At 54.2% G+C, this 23169-nt stretch carries 11 protein-coding genes, 1 pseudogene and 1 CRISPR repeat array (1 of these 13 running past the window's edge); of the genes and pseudogenes, 9 read left to right on the top strand and 3 right to left on the bottom strand.

The genetic code is table 11. From position 1 onward, the window contains the following. Positions 1-3897: direct repeats of the CRISPR family, unit length 36 nt; unit sequence GTCATCCATGCGCATAACGCATGGCCTCATTGAAGC; it reaches 268 nt to the left of the window's first position. Positions 3898-4438: 541 nt separating this feature from the next. The 4 genes from SH527x_RS09825 (at position 4439) to SH527x_RS09810 (ending at position 11175) form a co-directional block, all read left to right on the top strand. Next, positions 4439-5980, top strand: a complete 1542-nt coding sequence (locus SH527x_RS09825) for a glycosyltransferase family 4 protein (RefSeq protein WP_437194482.1) — start codon at positions 4439-4441, stop codon at positions 5978-5980. Positions 5981-6039: 59 nt separating this feature from the next. Continuing rightward, positions 6040-9558: a glycosyltransferase gene (locus SH527x_RS09820; RefSeq protein ID WP_437194481.1), complete on the top strand. Its 3519-nt coding sequence runs from the start codon at positions 6040-6042 to the stop codon at positions 9556-9558. 502 nt (positions 9559-10060) lie between these two features. Beyond that, positions 10061-10492, top strand: coding sequence for a hypothetical protein (locus SH527x_RS09815; protein WP_437194480.1), 432 nt, complete (start codon positions 10061-10063; stop codon positions 10490-10492). Beyond that, on the top strand, positions 10465-11175 hold the full coding sequence (locus SH527x_RS09810; RefSeq protein WP_437194479.1) for a hypothetical protein: 711 nt from the start codon (positions 10465-10467) through the stop codon (positions 11173-11175). Before SH527x_RS09815 ends, SH527x_RS09810 begins: the two co-directional genes overlap by 28 nt. Here SH527x_RS09810 and SH527x_RS09805 read toward each other — a convergent pair. Together SH527x_RS09805 and SH527x_RS09800 are read right to left on the bottom strand one after the other, a co-directional pair. After that, complete coding sequence (locus SH527x_RS09805; RefSeq protein WP_437194478.1) at positions 11153-11341, bottom strand: hypothetical protein; 189 nt, start codon at positions 11339-11341, stop codon at positions 11153-11155. The genes SH527x_RS09810 and SH527x_RS09805 overlap by 23 nt on opposite strands. Before the next feature lie 338 nt (positions 11342-11679). After that, positions 11680-12207, bottom strand: coding sequence for a hypothetical protein (locus SH527x_RS09800; RefSeq protein ID WP_437194477.1), 528 nt, complete (start codon positions 12205-12207; stop codon positions 11680-11682). Between the two features lie 394 nt (positions 12208-12601). Here SH527x_RS09800 and SH527x_RS09795 point away from each other — a divergent pair, with 394 nt between their 5' ends. From SH527x_RS09795 to SH527x_RS09775, 5 genes and pseudogenes are all read left to right on the top strand, one after another. After that, on the top strand, positions 12602-14482 hold the full coding sequence (locus SH527x_RS09795; RefSeq protein WP_437194476.1) for a hypothetical protein: 1881 nt from the start codon (positions 12602-12604) through the stop codon (positions 14480-14482). A gap of 540 nt (positions 14483-15022) precedes the next feature. Next, the gene (locus SH527x_RS09790) at positions 15023-19960 is read left to right on the top strand and encodes an RHS repeat-associated core domain-containing protein (protein WP_437194475.1); all 4938 of its coding nucleotides are present in this window, start codon (positions 15023-15025) and stop codon (positions 19958-19960) included. 258 nt (positions 19961-20218) lie between these two features. Continuing rightward, a pseudogene (gene tnpA / locus SH527x_RS09785) lies at positions 20219-20661 on the top strand (IS200/IS605 family transposase). Positions 20662-22087: 1426 nt separating this feature from the next. Beyond that, complete coding sequence (locus SH527x_RS09780; RefSeq protein ID WP_437194474.1) at positions 22088-22264, top strand: hypothetical protein; 177 nt, start codon at positions 22088-22090, stop codon at positions 22262-22264. Between the two features lie 36 nt (positions 22265-22300). Continuing rightward, a complete protein-coding gene (locus SH527x_RS09775; RefSeq protein WP_437194473.1) occupies positions 22301-22654 on the top strand; it encodes a hypothetical protein in 354 nt (117 codons plus the stop codon). 146 nt (positions 22655-22800) lie between these two features. Here SH527x_RS09775 and SH527x_RS09770 read toward each other — a convergent pair whose 3' ends face one another. Continuing rightward, entirely contained in the window at positions 22801-23136 is a 336-nt protein-coding gene (locus SH527x_RS09770; RefSeq protein ID WP_437194613.1) for an IS66 family transposase, read from the bottom strand. Between the last annotated feature and the right edge of the window lie 33 nt (positions 23137-23169).

Below are 23169 nucleotides of genomic sequence, written 5' to 3'. Positions count from 1 at the left end.
GCGGTTGCGATCCGATTGCCGTCATCCATGCGCATAACGCATGGCCTCATTGAAGCTGGTAATGTTAGTAATAGGTGTTAAAGATGATGTGGTCATCCATGCGCATAACGCATGGCCTCATTGAAGCTGGTGTGTTAACTGGTGAAGTGAAGTGTTTATGTGGTCATCCATGCGCATAACGCATGGCCTCATTGAAGCATCTCATCACATTACTCATAACCTCATCATCACTACGTCATCCATGCGCATAACGCATGGCCTCATTGAAGCGTGTTAGGTAGTGTTGTGATGTGATGTGTAGAGTAAGTCATCCATGCGCATAACGCATGGCCTCATTGAAGCTGGTAATGTTAGTAATAGGTGTTAAAGATGATGTGGTCATCCATGCGCATAACGCATGGCCTCATTGAAGCTCACCATATTATCACATATAACATCATTTCACTTTAGTCATCCATGCGCATAACGCATGGCCTCATTGAAGCATGTGAAGGTAGTGTGTGAATGAAGATGATGTGAGTGTCATCCATGCGCATAACGCATGGCCTCATTGAAGCATGGGAATGATGGTGTGGTATGGTGTGTGATGAGTGTGTCATCCATGCGCATAACGCATGGCCTCATTGAAGCAACACACTCTACATCTACCAACACACACAACTCATCAGTCATCCATGCGCATAACGCATGGCCTCATTGAAGCGTCACTCCTCAGGCATGGCAGAAGTCCATGAACTGCCGTCATCCATGCGCATAACGCATGGCCTCATTGAAGCTAACTCACTCATAACATTAACTCATCATCTCATCACAGTCATCCATGCGCATAACGCATGGCCTCATTGAAGCTGGTTTTGCCGCTGTTGGGTGCCGTGAACTGGCGAGGTCATCCATGCGCATAACGCATGGCCTCATTGAAGCAAAAAATTGAATCTGACGGAAGACTAGAAAAGATTTGGTCATCCATGCGCATAACGCATGGCCTCATTGAAGCCATCCTCTTACCACTCCACATCCACCACCTTCCACGTCATCCATGCGCATAACGCATGGCCTCATTGAAGCCCGACTCGAAACATCACTGACTCACGATTGCCGAACGTCATCCATGCGCATAACGCATGGCCTCATTGAAGCCTGATATCGGCAGAGTTCCAACTGTGTACGAACCGGTCATCCATGCGCATAACGCATGGCCTCATTGAAGCTTCTTCTGGAGTGTACACAGTCCTCAGGGCTGGATTGTCATCCATGCGCATAACGCATGGCCTCATTGAAGCGATGAATGGTTGTGTAGTGGTGAATGTGATGTGGTAAGTCATCCATGCGCATAACGCATGGCCTCATTGAAGCCAGTTGTTGCTCGTCGATGTTGGCACCAGTGCGGCCAGTCATCCATGCGCATAACGCATGGCCTCATTGAAGCATTCGGAACATCGGGTTCCGACCGGACATGTCGACCAGTCATCCATGCGCATAACGCATGGCCTCATTGAAGCCAGATCGACCGGTCTACTTGGCGGAGGTGGATCTCGTGTCATCCATGCGCATAACGCATGGCCTCATTGAAGCGTTAGGTAATGATGGTGAATGATGATGTTGGTTATGTTGTCATCCATGCGCATAACGCATGGCCTCATTGAAGCTGATTATGTGTGTGGAGATGTAAGAAGGATGAAATGTCATCCATGCGCATAACGCATGGCCTCATTGAAGCCTTCTATTACCCTACCATACCATTCACCACACCATCGTCATCCATGCGCATAACGCATGGCCTCATTGAAGCACCCCTGTTGCGTATGTCCTGCTTACTTACTGCTGACCAGTCATCCATGCGCATAACGCATGGCCTCATTGAAGCGTACTTAGGTCGGGTGGAGGAGGTGACATACAACTAGTCATCCATGCGCATAACGCATGGCCTCATTGAAGCGTGCTGTGATCATTCGATAACCTCCTTACTCGATAGTCATCCATGCGCATAACGCATGGCCTCATTGAAGCGTGGGCAGTCAGAGGGTGTCTGTCATATTTGGTACCGTCATCCATGCGCATAACGCATGGCCTCATTGAAGCGAAACCGGTGCCAAACGAGACGCATCAGTCGGCAAAGGCAGTCATCCATGCGCATAACGCATGGCCTCATTGAAGCACCCTTGAGGGATGCTAGCCACTCTTCCTCTGTTCCGTCATCCATGCGCATAACGCATGGCCTCATTGAAGCTCGTTTAACCACGTATGTACAGCATCAGCCAAGTCTGTCATCCATGCGCATAACGCATGGCCTCATTGAAGCATTCTCGAATTCGTAATAGTTGACACACCATTTAACCTGGTCATCCATGCGCATAACGCATGGCCTCATTGAAGCGTGTGTAAGCTCGGAATCCGCAGCGGCTGTTACCGAGTCATCCATGCGCATAACGCATGGCCTCATTGAAGCGCGGAAACTTCACGAACATGTCGTGAGGAATCCCAGTCATCCATGCGCATAACGCATGGCCTCATTGAAGCCGTGATTCAACGCCGCTAAAAGACAGGGCCTACGATCGTCATCCATGCGCATAACGCATGGCCTCATTGAAGCGATTTATGACTGCTTCCTTATGGCGCGGATCGGCTGTCATCCATGCGCATAACGCATGGCCTCATTGAAGCGTTCAAGCTTACAGAGTATTTTACAGGAGGAAGCCGATGGTCATCCATGCGCATAACGCATGGCCTCATTGAAGCCGCCAGAAACTTCAATCGCCGTGTCGTGGCCGCGATAGTCATCCATGCGCATAACGCATGGCCTCATTGAAGCCACGAGGGCGTCTAAGAACTTAAACGCTTCCCGGTGTCATCCATGCGCATAACGCATGGCCTCATTGAAGCGTGATGGCCTGAATTGTTGCCTTCAAAGCAGAGTCCAGTCATCCATGCGCATAACGCATGGCCTCATTGAAGCATGAGCAAAAAGGGACGAACGATGGCAACTGAAACGTCATCCATGCGCATAACGCATGGCCTCATTGAAGCGAGGTAAGCTGTGTCGAGTGCCGAATTGCCAGTTAATGTCATCCATGCGCATAACGCATGGCCTCATTGAAGCCGATGTGCTCAGCAGCTCGGTAGGAATGCCGTTCCCGTCATCCATGCGCATAACGCATGGCCTCATTGAAGCGTGCCGTGTTGTCGGTTGTGTTGTGGAGACAACGGGTCATCCATGCGCATAACGCATGGCCTCATTGAAGCTGGTCAATTGGGTTTCGCGTTCGACCTTCGACGCTCCGGTCATCCATGCGCATAACGCATGGCCTCATTGAAGCGGCAATGGACGCAAAGACTGCGTTTGAGGGACACGATTACGTCATCCATGCGCATAACGCATGGCCTCATTGAAGCGTTCCCATGATCCACCAGTGAATTGTGGCGGATGTCATGTCATCCATGCGCATAACGCATGGCCTCATTGAAGCAACGGTTCCGTCGTCGAAGATGGCCGCCGCCGCTCGTCATCCATGCGCATAACGCATGGCCTCATTGAAGCGGCAAAGGGGCAATGAAACCTCGCCCGTACCTGCGACCGTCATCCATGCGCATAACGCATGGCCTCATTGAAGCCTGCACTCACGACGGTCGACGGTCAATCAGCGATGACGTCATCCATGCGCATAACGCATGGCCTCATTGAAGCTGCTGACGCTGAACCGCTGGCTGGTGATTTCCCAGGTCATCCATGCGCATAACGCATGGCCTCATTGAAGCATGGCATTCCCTAACTCCTTAGATCCCTAAATAAAGGTCATCCATGCGCATAACGCATGGCCTCATTGAAGCGACCTGCATCTGGAAGTGCCTGATAAGCACAACAATGTCATCCATGCGCAAAACGCATGGCCCCATTGAAATACAAACTGGAGTTGACCAGTATTTGTTACATCCAGTTGGCCGCCGTTCCGTAAACATTACCTACACATAGTTCCGCAGAGAACTCTTATTCGACTCTTCAAGGGGTAGGGTGTGAAATCAATTCGTCCGGCATCTCTATCCAAGTGGGCGTGAGACGAGGTACTGGTAGCGTTTGTATTTCTTTCTTTACCTTATCTCCCCGTCGCAACACAATATTTACGTTCCTCACGGACTCGGACATATCGTTCCTTCAGCTTTGGCTTACCTGTGTTTCTCCTGCAGAGCATGTCATTCCAGCTTTGCACTTCGCGACTCTCTCACCCGCTGAGAGGCTGACCGTCCTCCGGTCTCAGGGGAATTCGATGAACATGTCCGTAAGCAGAAATCACGCATTACGGCAGACGATGCCGCAGGCGACACATTCAATTTCTATTTTCTTCCGTTTTTATATCAATCAGCTGTTGATTACGTGTGGATTAAATCGTATCAGTACTGTCCGTTCTATGCGACGGCCAGCATCTTTATGGGAAGCGGAGGCCTGATGACTACGAGTCGATTACGCGCATGTGCCCTGCAGGCTGCAGCTGGAGAACTCTACGAGACCCGCTCCTCTCTACGAGCCCTTCTCGAAGTGGATTCCGAATCTGATGCTGCACCAGCACGATCGATCATCCTCACCAACTTGGCGGCCATTGAAGCTGCTTTAGGAAACGGCCGTACCGCCCGGCAACTACTCTCTCAAATTCCTCTTCGCGATCGATCGCCAGCCGTTACGCACAACGCAAAAATGCTGGAAAAGAACGCGAAAACTTCCGTCTTCACGCCAGAACACCCAGCCCACCCTCGCGGCCGCATTTCCCTGGTCAGCTTCCTGTTTAACTGGCCGTCGACGGGAGGGGGAATTGTTCACACCGTTGAACTGGCAAAGTTTCTTTCGCAGGCCGGGTATGAAGTTCAGCTGGTTCATCCGGTCCTGCCAGAATGGGGGATCGGACATGTCGATAGCACCTGCCCTGTTCCGACAACGCCGTTACCATTCTCTCTGAACGATTGGTCAATCCCAGAGATCCAACATCGGTTTCGCAAAGCTGTTGAGTGTTTCTCCCCGGATCAGATTATTATCACTGATTGCTGGAATTTTAAACCGCATTTAGCACAGGCGTTTCAGGGGTACTCCTATCTCATGCGGATGCAGGCCAGCGAATGCTTGTGCCCGTTAAATAATCTGCGGCTGCTGCCAGATAGCCCCGGTCATTATCGGCAATGTCATTTTAGTCAACCTGCCGCTCCTCAAAACTGTCGATCCTGTCTCTCCGACTACGGACGCTATTCCGGAAGCCTACATCAGGCGGAGCGGCAACTCAGTCAGATTGAATCATATGACTATTATCCCTTGCTTCTCAAGGCGATGGCGGAGGCCACGTCTGTCCTCGTGCTAAATCAGTCAACTCAGAAATTATGGGAGCCTTACTGTCGCGATGTACGAGTCGTGACATGGGGTATGGATGCAAGCCGGTTTCCAGATCCGGTTGCTCCACCGGCTGGTTCGAAAATGCGACTGCTGTTCGCTGGACTTCCCCAAGAGCCGATCAAGGGATTTTCCGTTCTGCGGGAGGCCTGCCACCGGCTCTGGATGACGCGTCAAGATTTCGAACTACTCGTGACGGCATCACCAGACCAGCTACCGACAACAGATCCCTTTATTTCGGCGATTGGTTGGCAGTCGCAAGAGACACTGCCGAACTGGTACCGGGAATGCGATCTTGTCGTGGTGCCCGCCATTGCCCAGGAAGCATTAAGCCGCACTGCGGTCGAAGGGATGGCGTCTGCACGACCAGTGCTGGGGAGCAACCTCGGAGGGCTGCCCGAGATCCTTGAAGAAGGAGTCACAGGACGTCTGGCGGAGCCCGGAGTTGTCGAGGATTGGGTTCGCCAGTTGACCTGGTTCCTGGATCACCCGGAAGAGCGGCGTGCGATGGGGTTGCAAGGCCGCCGACAGTTTGAAGACCGATTTACCTGGGAACGGGTGATTGAAGACCAGTACATGCCGCTTCTGACGTCTGGAGTCGCCCACTCAAGGTGACACGATTGTCGACGCGGAAGTAGGACGAGATTGATTAACCAGCGTTGCGCGGAGGGCTCATGCGGCACGTGGGAGTCATTTTTGAGGGATCGTTAAGGCCGGAAACAACTGGCGGCTATGTTCTGCGAGCGATGCAGTTTCTGGCTCAAGCAGTTCACCTCCGGCCAGAAGAACTGGACACAGTCGATCCCAGAGCGTTTGATCTCTTTGTGCGCGTGGATGACGGACTGGATTATGTCATCCCTGATCGTCTGCGACCGTTAGCCTGGTGGGCGATTGATACCCATCTGTCGTTCGATCGCTGCCTGCAACTGGCGACACAGGCGGACCTGGTCTTTGCCGCCCAGAAGAACGGTGCAGCACAGATGCAACAGGCGGGTATTCGGAATCCACTCTGGCTTCCGCTGGCCTGCGAGCCGGAGATTCATGGTCGCCGGATGGTGGAGAATCGATTTGATGTGGCATTCGTCGGCCACCTCTTTCCCGGAGTCCGTGAGGATCTGCTGCAGCGGATTCAACAAGAATTCTCCCGCTCATTCATTGGGCAATGCGACTACCGGCAGATGGCGGAAATCTATTCCGCGTCGAAGATCGTCTTCAATCGCAGCTTGCGTGACGACATGAACATGCGCGTGTTCGAAGGACTCTGCAGCGGTTCCTTACTCATGACAAATGCCCTCGTTGAGAATGGGCAAGACGAGTTGTTCCAGATGGGCCTCCACGCCGAGACCTACCAGGATGCAGGGGAACTTATCGACAAGATTCACTATTACTTGCGGCACGACCAGGAGCGGGAGCGGATTGCCGCAGCAGGACAAGAACTGGCTTGCTCTCACCACACATACCGCCACCGGGCAGAGACGATCCTCTCGCAGTTGACGAGCCTCACCGCCCGGACGCCAATTCGCCAGGTGGGAATGCCAAAAGTTCCTCTGCCCGTTGTCAAAGCTCCGGCTTATTTTGAGTTTGATCGCCCAGATGTTCTGGAACGCATCCCGATTCATGCTCAGCGTCTGCTGGATATCGGTTGCGGTGGAGGCAAGCTGGGGGTTGCCATTAAGCAGCGACAGCAGTCGCATGTGACCGGCATTGAGCTGAACTCAGATGCCGCGTCGCTGGCGACGACTCGCCTGGACGAGGTGTATATCGGCAATGTCCAGTCGGAGGGGCTGGATTTTCCTGAAGGCTCCTTCGATTGCGTCATTTGTGCGGATGTGCTGGAGCATCTACGAGACCCTGCTGCCGTGTTGCAGAAGATTCGCCGCTGGCTCACTCCAGACGGAACACTGGTGACCAGCATTCCGAATGTTCGTAATCACACCGTCATCCGCTCGTTGCTGGCTGGAAACTGGACATACGAATCGGCCGGGTTGCTGGATGAGGACCACGTTCGCTTTTTTACTCGTCGGGAGGTCGAGAAACTTCTCTTTCGTTGTGGCTTCGAAATCCAATCGCTGCAGTTTGTCGGGGGTCCCGGCTTCGCCGAGTGGCAACAGCAAGGCAAGCCCTGGCAGATCACTCTCGGTCCATTTTCACTCCAAGTCAGTACTGAGGCCGAGGCGGCCGAATTCTTTGCGTACCAGTTCCTGACGACGGCCATCCCCACTCCCCAACGTCGCCCCCCACTCACTTCAATCATCCTCGTAACCTACAATCAATGGCCCCATACTCAAGCCTGCCTGAACAGCATTCGGCTGGTGACAGATGAGCCCTATGAGATCATTGTGGTCGACAATGGCTCCACCGACGGAACTGTGGATTTCCTGCGTGCCGATCTTCATCTGCGGCTGATTGAAAATGGGTGTAATCGAGGTTTCCCGGCTGCCGCCAATCAAGGCATTCAGGCCGCACAGGGAGAGCAAATTCTTCTCCTCAACAATGACACGATCGTCACTACGGGGTGGCTGCAGCGACTCACTGCTGCACTCAATTCTGCACCTGAGGTTGGCCTCGTCGGCCCGGTGACCAACTGTATCAGCGGGGAGCAACAGGTTCCGGTCACCTACGACGAGTTGGCTCAACTTGACGGTTTCGCCTGGGACTGGGGGAAGCAGCATCACCAACACTATCAGCCCACCGATCGGCTCGTCGGGTTCTGCCTGTTAATCAAGCAAGAGGTCGTCGACCGAATTGGCCAATTGGATGAGCGATTCGGGATCGGCAACTTTGAAGATGATGACTACTGCCGTCGCGCCCAGGCGGCGGGATACCAGTGTCTCATTGCCACCGACACCTTCATTCACCACGTAGGGAGCGCCACGTTTCGAGGAAGTGGCACTGACCTGCGAGGACTGCTGGAAACCAATCAGCAACGGTATCGCGAGAAGTGGGATCAGGCACAACAACCACAGCCAGAGCAACGACCGCAACGAGTGGGCTATCCCCATTTTCTTCTGGAAGCGAATGATGCCGGAGAACTGCTCCTGCAACCAAATCCGATCAAGCTCTCTGCCTGTCTGATCGTCCGGGACAACGAACAGACGATCCGCCCTTGTCTGGAAAGTTTACGTCCGTGGGTGGATGAGTTGATCGTCGTCGATACGGGCTCGCAGGACCTAACACCACAAATCTGCGAAGAACTGGGGGCCACAGTCCACCACTGGGCCTGGCAGGACAGTTTCAGTTTGGCCAGAAATGAATCATTCCGGCACGCGCGCGGAGAGTGGATCTTCTGGATGGACTCGGACGACACAATTCCCGAACACTGTGGCCAGAAACTCAAGCAACTCGCCGACGGGGCGCATCCAGAACAGGTCCTGGGCTATGTCATGCAGGTGCATTGCCCCGGCATCAATCCCAACGACGTGACAGCTGTGGACCATGTGAAGCTCATTCGCAATCGTCCGGATCTGAATTGGGAATTTCACATCCATGAACAGATCCTCCCGGCCATTCGTCGCGCCGGGGGTGACGTGGCCTGGACTGACATTTACGTCGTCCACTCCGGGTCCGACCATAGCGAAGCGGGACATGTCCGCAAACTCGAACGGGATTTCAAGCTTCTGCATCGCGACCTTGCGGAGCGGCCCGATCATCCGTTCGTGTTGTTTAACCTCGGTATGACCCACGCCGATGCCGATCAGCACGAACAAGCCGTCCAGTCTTTAACACGCTGCATCGACGTCTCGACACCCCAGGAATCACACCTTCGCAAAGCCTATGCAATCCTGATCGGTTCGATGATGCAACTGAACAAACTGACCGAAGCCCAGAACTGCTTAACTCAGGGCCTGCAACTCTTCACTGCTGACAAAGAACTCCTGTTCCGCCAAGCGATGCTCTTCCACCAGCGCGGCCGACTGGAGGACGCGGAGCAAACCTACCTCCGCATACTCCTGGAACAGACCCCACGCCACTTCACCAGTATCGACCAGGGGGTCAGCACACACAAAGCCCGCCACAACCTAGCCATAGTCTACGAAGATCTCGGCCAATTCGATAAGGCCCGGCAGGTCTGGAGCGACATCCTTCATGCCCACCCCGACTACCAACCAGCCCGACAGGCACTGCGACATTATCGAAAATTGACCAACATAGAGGATAGCCTGTCGGGCGACACATTAATAGATTGTGATTGATTTATGGAAAGAACACTGATCGATCACATTATGATCCGATATTAAAGTTGTTACCGTCGTCACATGTGTATGCTCTACATTTAATACCATTGGAGTTCGATTTTTAATATCGAACAAAGAGGACCAAGTGCGGTCGCGTCGAATAGGAAAGTTTACTGCTACCACACAGTTCTTAGACGATTCTCTCGTAGAACCGGTGTTTGCCTTCCCTTGGCAGGTAAGCTTATGGGCAATGTCCAAGTTTGGTGTGGCAATGCTGGCGATGGCCTGATCCACGCGGCCACAATGCAATTGTTTGAAACCTTTGGAGCCCGCTACTAAATCATTATCCTTGAACGCCGATGGACTGGAGTAGTACCGGATGAAATTGAAGAACTTGTGCAGTTTGGTGGAGGGAGCATGGGGTATCCCTATCCGAAATCGATTCGAAGCGTGGTACAGCAGATTCCGCTTCCCAAGACGCTTCTGCCACAATATTGGCATGCACATGAAGTCGCACCCTATGAACGCATTTTTTACACGAGAGTTTTACAGCCAGGTTCGCTGTCCGGGAGCCATCCTGGCTCCCGATGTTGCTTTATGTCTGAATGTCTCGGGAGCGATTCCCGCTCCGAACTGTGATGTGGTCCTCATTTTGAGGTCCGATGGTGAATCCCAGTTTGACCGTCGCGGCCACGACCCGGCCGCCGGGCTGGGATGGCTGAGCTATCTGGCATATCTCCGTAAAGCTGCCGCAGTCCGGACAATTGTGACGGACTGCCTGCACTTTACCATTGCGGGGCAGATCTGTCAGCGGCGGGTGATTTTATTGCCGAATGCCTACCGCAAAAATCAGGGTGTTTTCGAGGCGTGGTTGGAGAAACTGGAATTCGAGTGGCCTGCCGACTTAAAAGAAGTGGGGAGGTTATGTTCAAAATTGAAGTTGTCATTGTGAACTGCACACGGCAGGACAATCTTTCGCCAATTTTACAGGTGTTTCGAGCTCAGTTTGTTCCATGCTCGACAACGCTGATTGAGTGTGCGCCTGAACCTCAAGGGGAAGCACCGGTAGGCTCCCGGCTTTGCGATCGGCGGTTGCGAATTCACCAGAACTCTGGGTCCTATAATCGTCTTTCAGGAGGCTTCATGCGCGAAAAAGAATTTGACTATTTTCATGATGACGACACGCTGCAGGGACGACGAATGCTGGAGCACATTCTATGGACGGCCGAGCTGGTGCCGCAATTTGGAGTCTTGGTCCAAGACGGGCGACTCTTCTCCGCCAATACAAGAAGGTATTCTGCTCAAAACGTGGCACGCGCTGACCACGCGATTCCTGTTGACATGATTGTGCCAGGATATTTAGTCAGAACGCGGCAACTGCACCAGATGCTGCTTCTGAAATGGATGTTGAGGTTCACGGGAGCTCAGGATGTTGAAATGCTGCCGAGTTGGGGACTTCGTATATATGGTCAGCTGCAGTCCTATCTGACACCACTGAGCCCGGATCCTGAAGAGAGAATGGTCGGAAAAAGAGCTTGCCAGTCCCGATGCCTGTTTTTCTCGCCCCCGGCATTTCGAGATTCGCACACAGTGGCTGCAAAGTCACTCCGAATCAAGCTGCCTGAATCCACTTGAACTTCCACTTGAACTTCCACTTGAACTTCCACTTGAACTTCCACTTGAACTTCCACTTGAACTTCCACTTGAACTTCCACTTGAACTTCCACTTGAACTGGAACTTGAACTTCCACTTGAACTGGAACTTGGGTTGGAAATGGAGCTCCAACGTTTCGATACTCATACCGATGCGAACGTCTCAAGGAGGCAAGATTCAATCTTTGGAGATGATCGAAAGTTAAAAACACAAAGAGATATCCCACAATCTGCCGTTGGCGGCGGTTGTCAGTTGTAAAGTTGATCACGCCCTAAGGGTTGAATAAGGAATAAAACGATGCCGCAAAACAATCAAAGCAATCCGACAAGTTGCTGCACAGGTTGCGAAAAGTTTCCTGGGGAGTGGTACTTGCATGTGGATGGGGTTGGCTTATGTGCGGGCGAGATTAACGATGATGTGCTGATGGTCCGTTCGAGTATGAGTTCCAATTGCTGGGAAGGCAGTGGAGAGTTCGCTTGCGGCGATCACTTCTTCCTGCAGGTCTGTTGTGACCCTGAAGGAGTGATCATGATGTCTGCGAGCATGCCATGCGCTCGCCTGCCATTCATCTGCACGGTTTCCAGTGTGACATTTCTAACGTCCATCCCAACGTTCAGCTTTCTCTGTCTCTCAGATGATGTAACGGGATGTGAATGCTGCGACGGGATCGGAGGTCTCGGAGGAGACAATGGCACAACCCCTCCCCCTCCTCCGCCGACGACGACTATCTCTCCAACTACAACTTCCACAACAACAACGACAGTTCCAACAACAACAACAACGACAGTTCCAACAACAACAACAACAACGGTTCCAACAACAACAACAACAACAACAACAACAACAACAACAACAACAACAACAACAGTTCCAACCACAACAACAACAACGACAGCTCCAACCACAACAACAACGACAGCTCCAACCACAACAACCTGGCCACCAACAACCTGGCCACCAACAACCTGGCCACCAACAACCTGGCCACCAACCAGTGATGCTTCGTTTCGCACCGCTGCTGAGTTCGATGAAGGACCTTTCGGGTGTTGTGAAAATCTCGTCCGCAGCGTCAAAGTGACGCTGGTAGGGAGAGATTTTTCATGTCGAGGACTTCTCACCGTTTGTGAAAATATTGGCCCCACGACGTTGATCTGGAACGGCTATTTATGGGAAGGCCCTTCCCCCTTGCAAGTTCCTGGATTTGCCAACACCCGAATCGTGTTCTTCTGCACGGAAAATAATTTTGGATGGGAACTTCAGGATCAACACGGTCCATTTGATTCCGGCATTGCTTTAGGGACGTGTGCCCCTCTGATCGCGATTTCAGAGTCCGCCCCAGGACTTGCCCACTGCTGCGAGGAAGCTCCCGTGAAACCGTCTTGTTATTTTGTCTTTGAAGGACAATAAATGGACTCCCCTCTATTCACATTTGGCTTTGCCACCCGTGACGACAAGATGGCGTATGCCACGCTTGTGGATTTCAGGACGAAATTTCCACACCTCTTAGACCGAACCGAGATCATCATCATTGACAACTCTGAGCAGGTGATCAAAGACGGCCAGGAGCAGACCAACCGCTATGCGATTGAGTTGCACAAGCAGGTCCAGCAAGTTCCCGGGGTCCGCTATCTCCGTGTTCCGGGGCCCCCCTCCTCCTGTCTCTACAAAGAACAGGTTTTTCAACAGGCGCGGGGAACTTATGTCCTCTGCTGCGATTCCCACGTCTTCTTTGAACTGGGAGCCATTGACGCACTGCTGAAGTACTTCGACGAGCATCCTGAGTCTTCAGACCTCATCATGGGACCACTAGTTTCCATCACCGGTCGGATCACCGCGACGCAGCAGCACCTGTATGTAAGCGAGCCGCTCCCGCCGCCGCAGGGAGCGATGATTTCCCATGGGGCCGTTTTCCGGGGGAATCAGTTCGGGGCTTGGACGATCGATGAACGCGGTCTGGATCCCTGCAACCCCGCCTATGAGATCCAGCAGCAAGGGACGTTTGCCTTTGCCTGCCGCCGCGCCGTGTGGCCTTCGTTTCATCCCCAGTTTTATGGGTTTGGAGGAAACGAAACGTATCTCATGGAAAAGTTCCGCGCACGAGGAAACCAGGTGCTCTGTCTGCCGGCATTTCGCGCCATTCACAGCTTCTTTGAGCCGGAAGGGAAGCCTTACACCCCTGTTTTAATCGATCGCATTTACAACTATTTGATCGGATTTCAGGAACTGGGGCGGCAGGATCTTTATCAAGCGACCGTGGAATGCTTTCAGAGAACGAACCCGAACGCGGTCCAGCAGGCGATCGGGCTCCTGAGACAACCTCCAGAGGGGCCTAGGCCAGGAACGAGAACCGTCTCGGCAGCTTCCAGCTCCATTTCCTCCAGCCGGCCCCGACATCCGCTCGAGGCGGAATATCATCGTCTACGGGATCAACTGGGACGAGCGCCGGAGGAGGTCTTGCCATTTTCCCTGTTTCTGCAATTGTCGATGATCCGGACGGACATGCGGGTCCTGGAATACGGCTCCAATATCTCCACGTTGTGGTTCGCATCGCGCGGAGTCTCGCTCACAACGATTGAACAGTCCCCGACCGCAATTGATACGATTACCCCGCTGGTGGATGAAAATGTGCATCTGATCCAAAGTGATTTTGCGGGAACTCCCGCCTGGTACAACTGGGAGCCGGACTACGGAGAGTTGTACGATGTGATTGTAATCGGCCGCCGGTCGGCTGGTCCGAATACGGCTTCAGGCCGTCGAGGCGGGCTGGGCCAGATCGAGAGGCTGCTGGCTCCTGGCGGTCGCATCTTTGTGGACGACACCGATCCTCCTTCGGAATTCGAGTTCGTCAAAGAACTGGGACAGCGACTCGGCCTGACTCCCTATGCGTTCAAGGCTGAACAGCGGCAGTTTCATGTGCTCATCGCTCCTCCCCAGTCGTTGGGAGAAGGTCCAGGGACTCAGCTCACGCAACTGTTTGACTCTCACAAGTTTCCCCAGTGCCAGCAGTGCGAAAAGCTGTCTAGACAGATGAACGCCTGGGGGGTGACGGGTTGCCGTGAGCACTTCGATCAGATTGTGGCGGATATTCTGCCGCGGGCCAAAACTTGGCTGAAGGCGAAGAAGCCTTGGGCGCAGGCGTTGCTGGGATCGGTCGGCCTGGAAGAGACGGCCCTCAAACGTGAGATTTCCAAACACGTTATCCGGGCCATCGCCGCCGCGGAGCGGGCCGAGAAGAACGATCCCGAGGCCAGGAGTGGCCCCCCTCCCCACAAAGCGACCACCCCCTGATCTTTTCCCTCCCTGTTTTGTTCACCGTTTTTCTTTAACACAAGGACTAATTCCATGGGATGCGGATCAGCACAAAACTGTGGCAACGGTCAACAAACTCCTCCCCTCGACCCGGGGCAACCCTGTCCAGCCCCTTCTCACGACGACTCTGGAACATGTGGTTGTGGATGCGAAAAGCCAACTGGTACGTCTAGTGGCCTCAGTTCGACACTGGGAACCAGTACGAACTCCTCCAACAGCCTGGAAACCTCGCTGGGCCAGATCTGCTCCGCAGCCAATGGCGCCAATCCTCCAGTGCCAGGAACCGGGGAAGGAACGGGCGGGAGTAGGGGGGAAGTCAACCCTTCCACCGGAAATCTCGGTCTCCAGGCAGGTGCTCCAGTCACCGGGCCGCTTGGGCCGCGATCGCTGATCTTCTACAACGCCCTCACAGCGGGTCAGACCGCCGGTTACGGACGGGGCTGGGGAGCAGTCTTCAATCCGTCACTGATTCTACCGGATAGCAGTTCCGCGCGGTCACTCGACCGCAGATCCGCAAGGTTGCTCGCCAGCGGTTCAGTCCTCCTGATCGGCAGCAACGGCGAGTCTTTTGAATATACCGACAAAGACGCCAACGGCTGGTTCGAAAGCCCGGCAGGATCCACCAGTGCCCTCCAGCAACAGCTGGACGACTCCTATTCCGAAACCCTGCTCAATGGGCTTCGCCGGGACTACACCTCCGCGGGCCTGCTGTCCCGACTGGTTCAACCATCCGGGGCGATCTGGACGATCCTCCGGGATAGCAATCAGCGAATCAGTGTCATCGTCCAACCTGGAGGATTGCTGACGACCTACAGCTATGATGTCAATCAGAATCTCCGCCAGATCGAGGACAGCGCAGGCCGCACTACAAACCTGACGATTGACGGAGCGGGAGACCTAGTCGCCATCCAGGCCCCCGGAAATCAGCGCAGCAGCTATCTTTATAATGCCCAGCATCAAATCCGGACGATCATCGACCACGACGGCCATCGCACCACGTACGCTTACGACACTCTGGGCCGGGTCCGCACCCGCACTCTCCCCGGCGGCGGAATTTATACGTTCTCGTTCGGCACCGCCGCCACCGGCATCATCGCTCCCTCGGGAGCCCGGACGACACTTAGTTATTACGGCAATAAGCAGATCAAAAGTATTCACCGCCCCAATGGAAGCCGGACGACACTGCTCTGGAACCTAGACGGCCAGCTCGCCGCCCAGATCGATCCGCTGGGACGGCGCACTACGCTCAGCTACACGACCACGCCCCAGCGCACCGTCCGCTTGGAGCAGGTGCTGCTCGCAAATGGCTCCCGGCATTCCCTGGTTTACGACAGCTCCGGGAAAATCGCCGCAGTTCAGCTTCCTGCCGGAGGCCGCAATACGCTGATATGGGACACTAACAACCAGCGTACAGCTGTTCTTGATCCCTTGGGCGCCCGTACCACCACACTGTACAACGCCGCTGGTCAGATCCTGCTCACAATTGACCCGTTGAGCCGCAGAACCACCTCCATCTATAACCCGGATGGAACGCTTTCCGCCGTGATCAACCCCGCCGGCGCTCGCACGTCCTATCTCTACAACGCCGCCCAGCAGCAGGTCGTCACGATTGAACCGCTCGGCGCCCGCACCACGCTCGTCCGGGATGAACGGAACCGGGTCATCCAAACCACCGCCCCCACCGGGGCCATCACCACCACGCTCTATGATCAGCCGCAAGACGCGACAGTGTCAATCGACCCCGCAGGCGGTCGCACCACCTCCATTCATGACCCGGTCCACCGCCGTGATGTGACGATCAACCCCTTGGGTGAGCGGACCACCACGCTCTTCGACACCAGCAGCAACCCCATCGCCGTCATCAATCCCCTCGGCCAGCGGACGACGTCCATCTATAACGGGATGAACCAGCGGGTCGCCACGGTCAATCCGCTGGGACAACGAACATCCTACGCCTATGACTTGGCGGGAAACCGGATTCGCACCGTCAATCCTCTCGGGCAGATCAACACCACGCTCTATGACAGCGTGCAGCTCCCCATCGCCACGATCAATCCGCTGGGAGCCCGCACCACCACGATTTACGATGCCGACAGCCGCCCCGTGGCCACCATTGATCCCCTCGGCCGCCGGACCACAACGGTCTACAACGCCAACGACCAGGCCATCGCCACGGTCAACCCCGCTGGCAACCGGACCACAACGGTGTACAATGCTGCCGGACAACAACTGGCCCAGATCGACGCCGCCGGCAACCGGACCACCACGCTGTATGACTCCGCCGGCCGTGCCGCCGCCACGATAGATCCGTTCAACAACCGGACGAGCTACGCCTACAACGCCAACGGCCAGCAGGTCCGCACCGTCAATCCGCTGGGAAACATCGTCACCACGGTCTACGACGTCGCGTCGCGACCGGTGGCCAGCATCAACCCGCTGGGGGCGCGCGCCACGACCCTCTACGACCTGCTGAACCAGCCCATCGCCCAGGTCAACCCGCTGGGAGAACGCAGTTCCACCCTCTACGATGCCGCCCGCCGACCGGTCGCCGAGATCGACCCGCTGCTCCACCGCACCACGGCAATCTACAACGCCGCCGGCCGCACCATCGCCACCATCGATCCCCTGCACAACCGCACCACCACCCTCTACGACGCTGCATTACAGCCCATCTCCATGATCGATTCGCTCGGAAAGCGATCGACCATGGTCTACGATGCAGCCGGAAACCAGATCGCGGCGGTCAATGCGCTGAATCAGCGCACCACCACACTCTACGACTCCGCACAGCGACCCATCGCGACCGTCAACGCTCTGAACAACCGGACCACCACCGTTTACAATGCCGCCAGCGACGTCCTGGCCAGCGTCATGCCTCTGGGCCAGCGGACCACTCTGGTCTACAACGCTGCCGGGCAGCAGGTCGCCACCGTCGATCCTCTGCTACATCGAACCACGGCCGTTTACGATCTCGCCGGGCGACCGCTCGCCGAGGTGAATCCGCTGGGAGCACGAACAACGACGGTTTATGACAGATCCCGCGTTGTGGCTTCCATCGACGCCAACAACAACCGGACGACCACCGTCTACGACTTGGCTGGAAGGCCGGAAGCGACGATTGATGCTCTGAGTGCTCGCACGACGAATGTCTATGATGCCGCCGGACAGACCATCGCCATGGTCGATGAACGCAATCACCGGTTCTCGTTCACCTACGATCCCGCAGGCCAGCGGACACAGAAGATCGATCCCCTTAACCGCCGCGTGACGAATACCTACAATCCGGATGGGGCTCTGTTGACACGCCTTGATGCCCGGGGGAACCTGACGACCTACCTGTACGATGCCAATCATCAATTGACCGGACGGCTTTATCCGGATGGCTCCCGCACCACGTTCGTGTATAATGTGCTGGGAGACCGGACGATGATGGCCAACCACACCGGCAGATACACGATGACCTACGACGACCTGCGGCGGAAGCAGACCGTCGTCACGCCGGTCGGCAAGGTGATCACCTATCAGTACGACGCTCTCAGCCGCCGCACCCAAATGAACGTCGCCAGTGCCGGGGTCTTCACGTATTCTTACGATAACAACAACCAGCTCAAGACGGTTCTCAACCCGCAGAATGACCGGACGACGTTCAGCTACAATGCAGCCGGACTCAGAACGCTCAAGGAACTGGCCAACGGGACCCGGGCCACGTTCATCTACGATGCGGCCGATCAGCCCACCCGCGTGGTGAATCTCAAGTCCGACAATTCGCTCATTTCGCAGTTCAATTACATCTACGACCCCGTCGGCAACAAAACCCGGATTGCAACCGCTGACGGCGGGATTACCACGTATGCCTACGATACAACCTATCAGTTGACAGAAGAACACCGCACCGGTGGACAAAGCTGGAACACGCTCTCCGCCGATGACTGGGGCGATCTCAGCTCCGGCGGTTGGGGATCGCTGAATGTCAATTCCGATTATCACAACACGTTCGTTTATGACCCCACTGGCAATCGGCTAGTCAAGAATGCCAGTGGAGCCCGCACCACCAGCACCTACGACGCTGCCAACCAGCTCATCTCCAGCCAGAATGCCGCCGGCAGAACGACCTATACGTTCGACGCCGACGGCAACCAGGCCCTCGTGCTGGAGCCGAATGGCGACCGCACGACCACCACCTGGGACTACGAAAACCGCAGTATTCTGGTCGAGCTGCCCGGCGGTGGCCGCCAGACCAGCAGCTATGATCCCGACGGTCTCCGTGTCCTGAAAGCCGACAGCACTGGAATCACGAAATTCCTCTGGGACGGGCAAGCCTACCTGCTGGAAACCGACGAAAGCAACGTAATTGTTGCGGTCTACACGCAGGAACCGACCACCCACGGGAGGGTCGTCTCTCAATACCGCTTAACGGAAGGTCTCGGGCTCTTCAGCTACTACCACGGCGACGTCCTCGGTTCCGCGTCGGAATTGACGGACGCTAACGAAGAAGTCACCGACACCTACCAGTACGATGCCTGGGGAGAACTACTGGCCCGCGCCGGGGTGACAGTGAACCCGTTCCAGTGGACCGGTGCCTGGGGCTACTACAAGGATGAAGCCACGGGACTCTACTACATAAGGCAACGGGATTATCTGCCGAGGACTGCGAGATGGACGAGTACGGATCTGCTTGAGTTTGTGGATGGGATGAATCTGTATTTGGCTTATTTTGTGCCAAATGGAATTGATCCAAGTGGGCTTGCATGCATGGGAGAACCCACAGGGGTCGTCTATGTGCCTGGAAGGGGAACTATGTCTTTTGAGGCTGCCGCTGCAAGTACTGCTTATCAACTTAGCACAAATTTCAAGGTTAGTTTTGTTCCGTTTGAAAACGCTTTTTCATTCAACGGTTGTAGCTGCTGCAGCAAACTTGGATTTATACAAATTGTAAAAAACTCGACAATTTCGGATGTGCCACTTTTCAACTTTCGCTATTCAGACAAGGACTGGAAACTTGACGTGAAAGGGTATCCATCCGGACCGTTCTACCCATTCGGCGATTTCGAAGATCCTTCAAAACCATTTACAGTTTCATTCATGAGAGATTATCCCACTCGACCTTTGTTCGCTGGATTCGGAACAATCTGGAAAATGGACCAAGAATTGGAGGCCTGCGCAGCATGTATGTCTGGAAACGAAGGGCCCAATATCAATACCAGGGAATTCCGTGATATTGATGCTGATTTCACATCCAACGTCTATAGTGGAGTAACGGTTTATGGCTGTGTACGGTACTCTCAGTCATACTTTTTTGAGCGATTACAACAAACAATACTTGGGCCGAAAGTAAATATGACCACTAAGTTTCCAGATAACACTTCATTCAAGGTAGAGCGGGGAATTCCTGTGCAGCCTCCATCAGATGACTTTGTAAGAATTGTGAAACGCACTCATTTTTTTACTAGGAATTGAAAGTGGCTTTGGGAGAGCCTCCGTCAAATCCTCTAGGTTTTTAAGGAAATTGGTCTGCAATTTGCACTTCATGGCCTTCCGGAAGAAGCGCGAAGCCCATGTTAACGCCTCTGTCATTTCCTTCATTGGGACAATACGACGTGGCGTCTAGGACGGATGACTAGAAACGACTCTCGGACGAGCAATTGTTTATTGTCCTCGCGATGGGCCTAAAACGCTCGCCTTCAGGTTTTATATTGCGTGACTACAATTTGAGGGATGAAAAACTATCGCAGCGGTGCACATACCGTTTTGACATCAAGTACCACTTTGTGAGGGTGACGAAATATCGCAAAAGCGTCTTGTCGGGGGCTGTCAGTGTTCGGCTTCGTGATCTGGTTCGAGAGATGTGTCGCACGTTGGAAATCGAGATTCTGTAAGGAGCGGTGTCAAAGGGCCATGTGCATGTCCTGCTGTCGAGCCCTCCCAACCTCTCCCCCAGCAAGGTGATGCAGGCGATCAAGGAGAAAACACCCCACAAGTTACTGATAGAGTTCCGTCATCTTTAAAAGCAGTACTGGGGACGGCATTTGTGGGAACGAGGCTACTTCATGGCTTCGAGAGGAACGGTTCCAGATGAGGTCGTCATGGAGTACATTCGGCTTCAGGAAGGGACCGAGCCGATGGATGGAGGCGACAATTTTCAGGTGACGCCATCGTGAGTGAAGGACTTCAGTCGGTAGCTCACGATTCCCCCGAACCTACCCGCTTCAGCCGGTAGTATTCAGTATTCAAGACCTGTTTCCTTGGAGGCCTCCCTCGGAGTTCGGGGGCGGCCCGTGGTCCCTTTGAGAGCGGCTCTGGAAGCGTTGTTATGGTTACTCAGAATCGGCGCATCGTTGGCAAGCTTTACCAGACTGGGCTCCTTCGGAATCGACTTGTCGACGACCGTTACGAAAGTGGGGCGAGACCGGATTACTGACCGAAGTCTGGGCTCGATTGATTGATCTGTCGGATGAGTTCGGAGAGATTGACTGGGAACACCTGATCGCTGACGAAACCTTCTGTTGAGCGAAAAAATGGGTAATTTCGTGGGGCACGGCTACAAAGGGAACGGCACCACAGCCATGGTTCTCATTGACGGCGATCGGACTCCCCTGGGAGTCTTGATTACCGCTGATGAGGTTAAGCATATTGAACGTCTCCTAGAGACTTCGGTAGTTCCCCTGCCTAGCAAACTTACCTGTTGTATGACGGTACCGCAGATAGTGATTCGTTACGGGAACGACTGACTGCCAAGAGAGTCGAACTCTTTTGTCGTCACCGCAGTAACCGAGTGAAACCTCCCACACGAGACGGACGAAAATTACGTCACATCAAGCATCGCTGGAAAATTGAACGGACCAATGCCTGGCTGCAGAACTATGGACGGATTACGGTTTGTAAAGACCGCCTGGGTTCCATGTTCCTCGGCTGGCTTCAACTGGATTGCCTATTTACCATACTTAAAAGGTTTTGACTAAGGATCGAGTGATTTTTAAAAATAAAAATGAATGTTCGATAGTCGATATTGTGTTTGTGCTCACAGGAGTTGTAACTGTTTTTGCAATGATTTTTGCGGTTATTGTTCTGCTTGCGAGGCCAGAGTCAGCAGACGTCAGGGAGCAGGTTGATTTCACAATTCACACAAAAGCACTTGGCCAAATTTCGTGCATTAGTGCGGCAGTTCATTTTCTTGCTGTTGTGATTTTCAGGCTTGCTGGCAGAAAACTTCCAGATTCGGTTGTTCGGATCGGATATTTATGCGGTGCCTTCGCAGTGACAGCAGTTTTGTCTGTGCCCGTATACTGGGTTCTATATGATATGTTTCGGTATGTCTCGCGTGGGTAAGTGTTGCTGTTTGTGATGACGGCGGCGTGTGGGGTGTCGAGACCGTATGGTGAGAATCTCACCCATTCAACAAATTGATTGGTGAGTTGAAGTTGTTGGCAAGGTGGCATTGTTAAGATGATAAAAGCGGGTGTCATGTAACGCCGTCCATGATATTGATTTGGCGTTGAGTTTGTCGTAAGTCTGGTCTTGCCAGAAAGTTCGGGTCTCCTGTACGGATTGGGTTACCACACTCAGCCCGAAACAGGAGACTCGAACATGGCACGGAGGCCATCCGCCACTGTCACTTCGCCTGATTGCCCTGAAGAAGCGGAATCGGACGATCTATCTGGTCACGAATATCCTGGAGCCAGAATGCCTGCCCCGCAAGCAGGTGGCTTCTACCAGCAGCGCTGGAAAATCGAAGTGCTGTTCCGCAGCCTCAAGCAGACCTAGGAGCGCTCCCGCTGGAGAAGCCGGATTCCCCGGACTGTGCTGGCGGAGCAGATCAGCACCATGCTCGGGTTCTGGATACAGCAACTGCTGAGCTATCGTGAGCTTGTTAAATCAAAAGTCGACCTGCAACTGTGGTCTCCCGCCCGTGCGAGAAACAAGACCCGCCGACTATTACGTCAGATGCTTCACAGACCATTTAATGTCATATCCTGGTTACAGGAACTCGGATTAGCAATTCGTGATTGCTATGTCCGCCACCGCAGCAAACACAACCGCAGCTGGCCACGCCAGAAACACGATCCTCCAACCCGCCCTCCACGGTTCCGCACGCTGACGGAACAACTTCGACACAAAGGAAGACAGCAGCTCACCACAGAAAATACAGGATAAAATCGTGGACGGCGTTAGGTGCCATGCTCATGTCGCGTCAGCAGCATGAGCGTGCGAACGGGAAATTGAGGTGAGATGGTGACTCATGCGGCGAACCTCAAGTCGAACAACGACACGATCTCCCGGTTCAATTATATGGTAACACTTTAGCCGATTGGCGGGATTTTCGGTGGGAGGGGTGGGGGGTTACCGGTTTTCAAGTAACTCGCCAGGGCATCCTGCACGGTTTTCACCGGGTTGTGGCCTCGTTTCTTCGGCGTGAAGGAGATGCTCATCAGGATCGACTGCACATCGGCTCCTTGAGTACTCCGATTCCCGTAGCTGTTCTTGCGGATGATCACCGCGGGGCGAATCGCCCTCTCCGCCAGGTTGTTCTCGAACGGCACGCCCGGCTGGCCCAGGAACGTAAACAGGTCCGTCTGGTGTTGGATCAGGCGCTTGACCAAGCGACGCGACTGTGAATTCTCCCAGTCCGTTTCGATCAGGATCGTTAGCCGATCGTCCAGCCGTGCTCG

This window comes from Planctomicrobium limosum (assembly GCF_051465645.1).
Lineage (GTDB): Bacteria > Planctomycetota > Planctomycetia > Planctomycetales > Planctomycetaceae > Planctomicrobium.
Note: the sequence above shows the minus strand (reverse complement) of the source record. Positions and strands in the feature narration are given on the sequence as shown.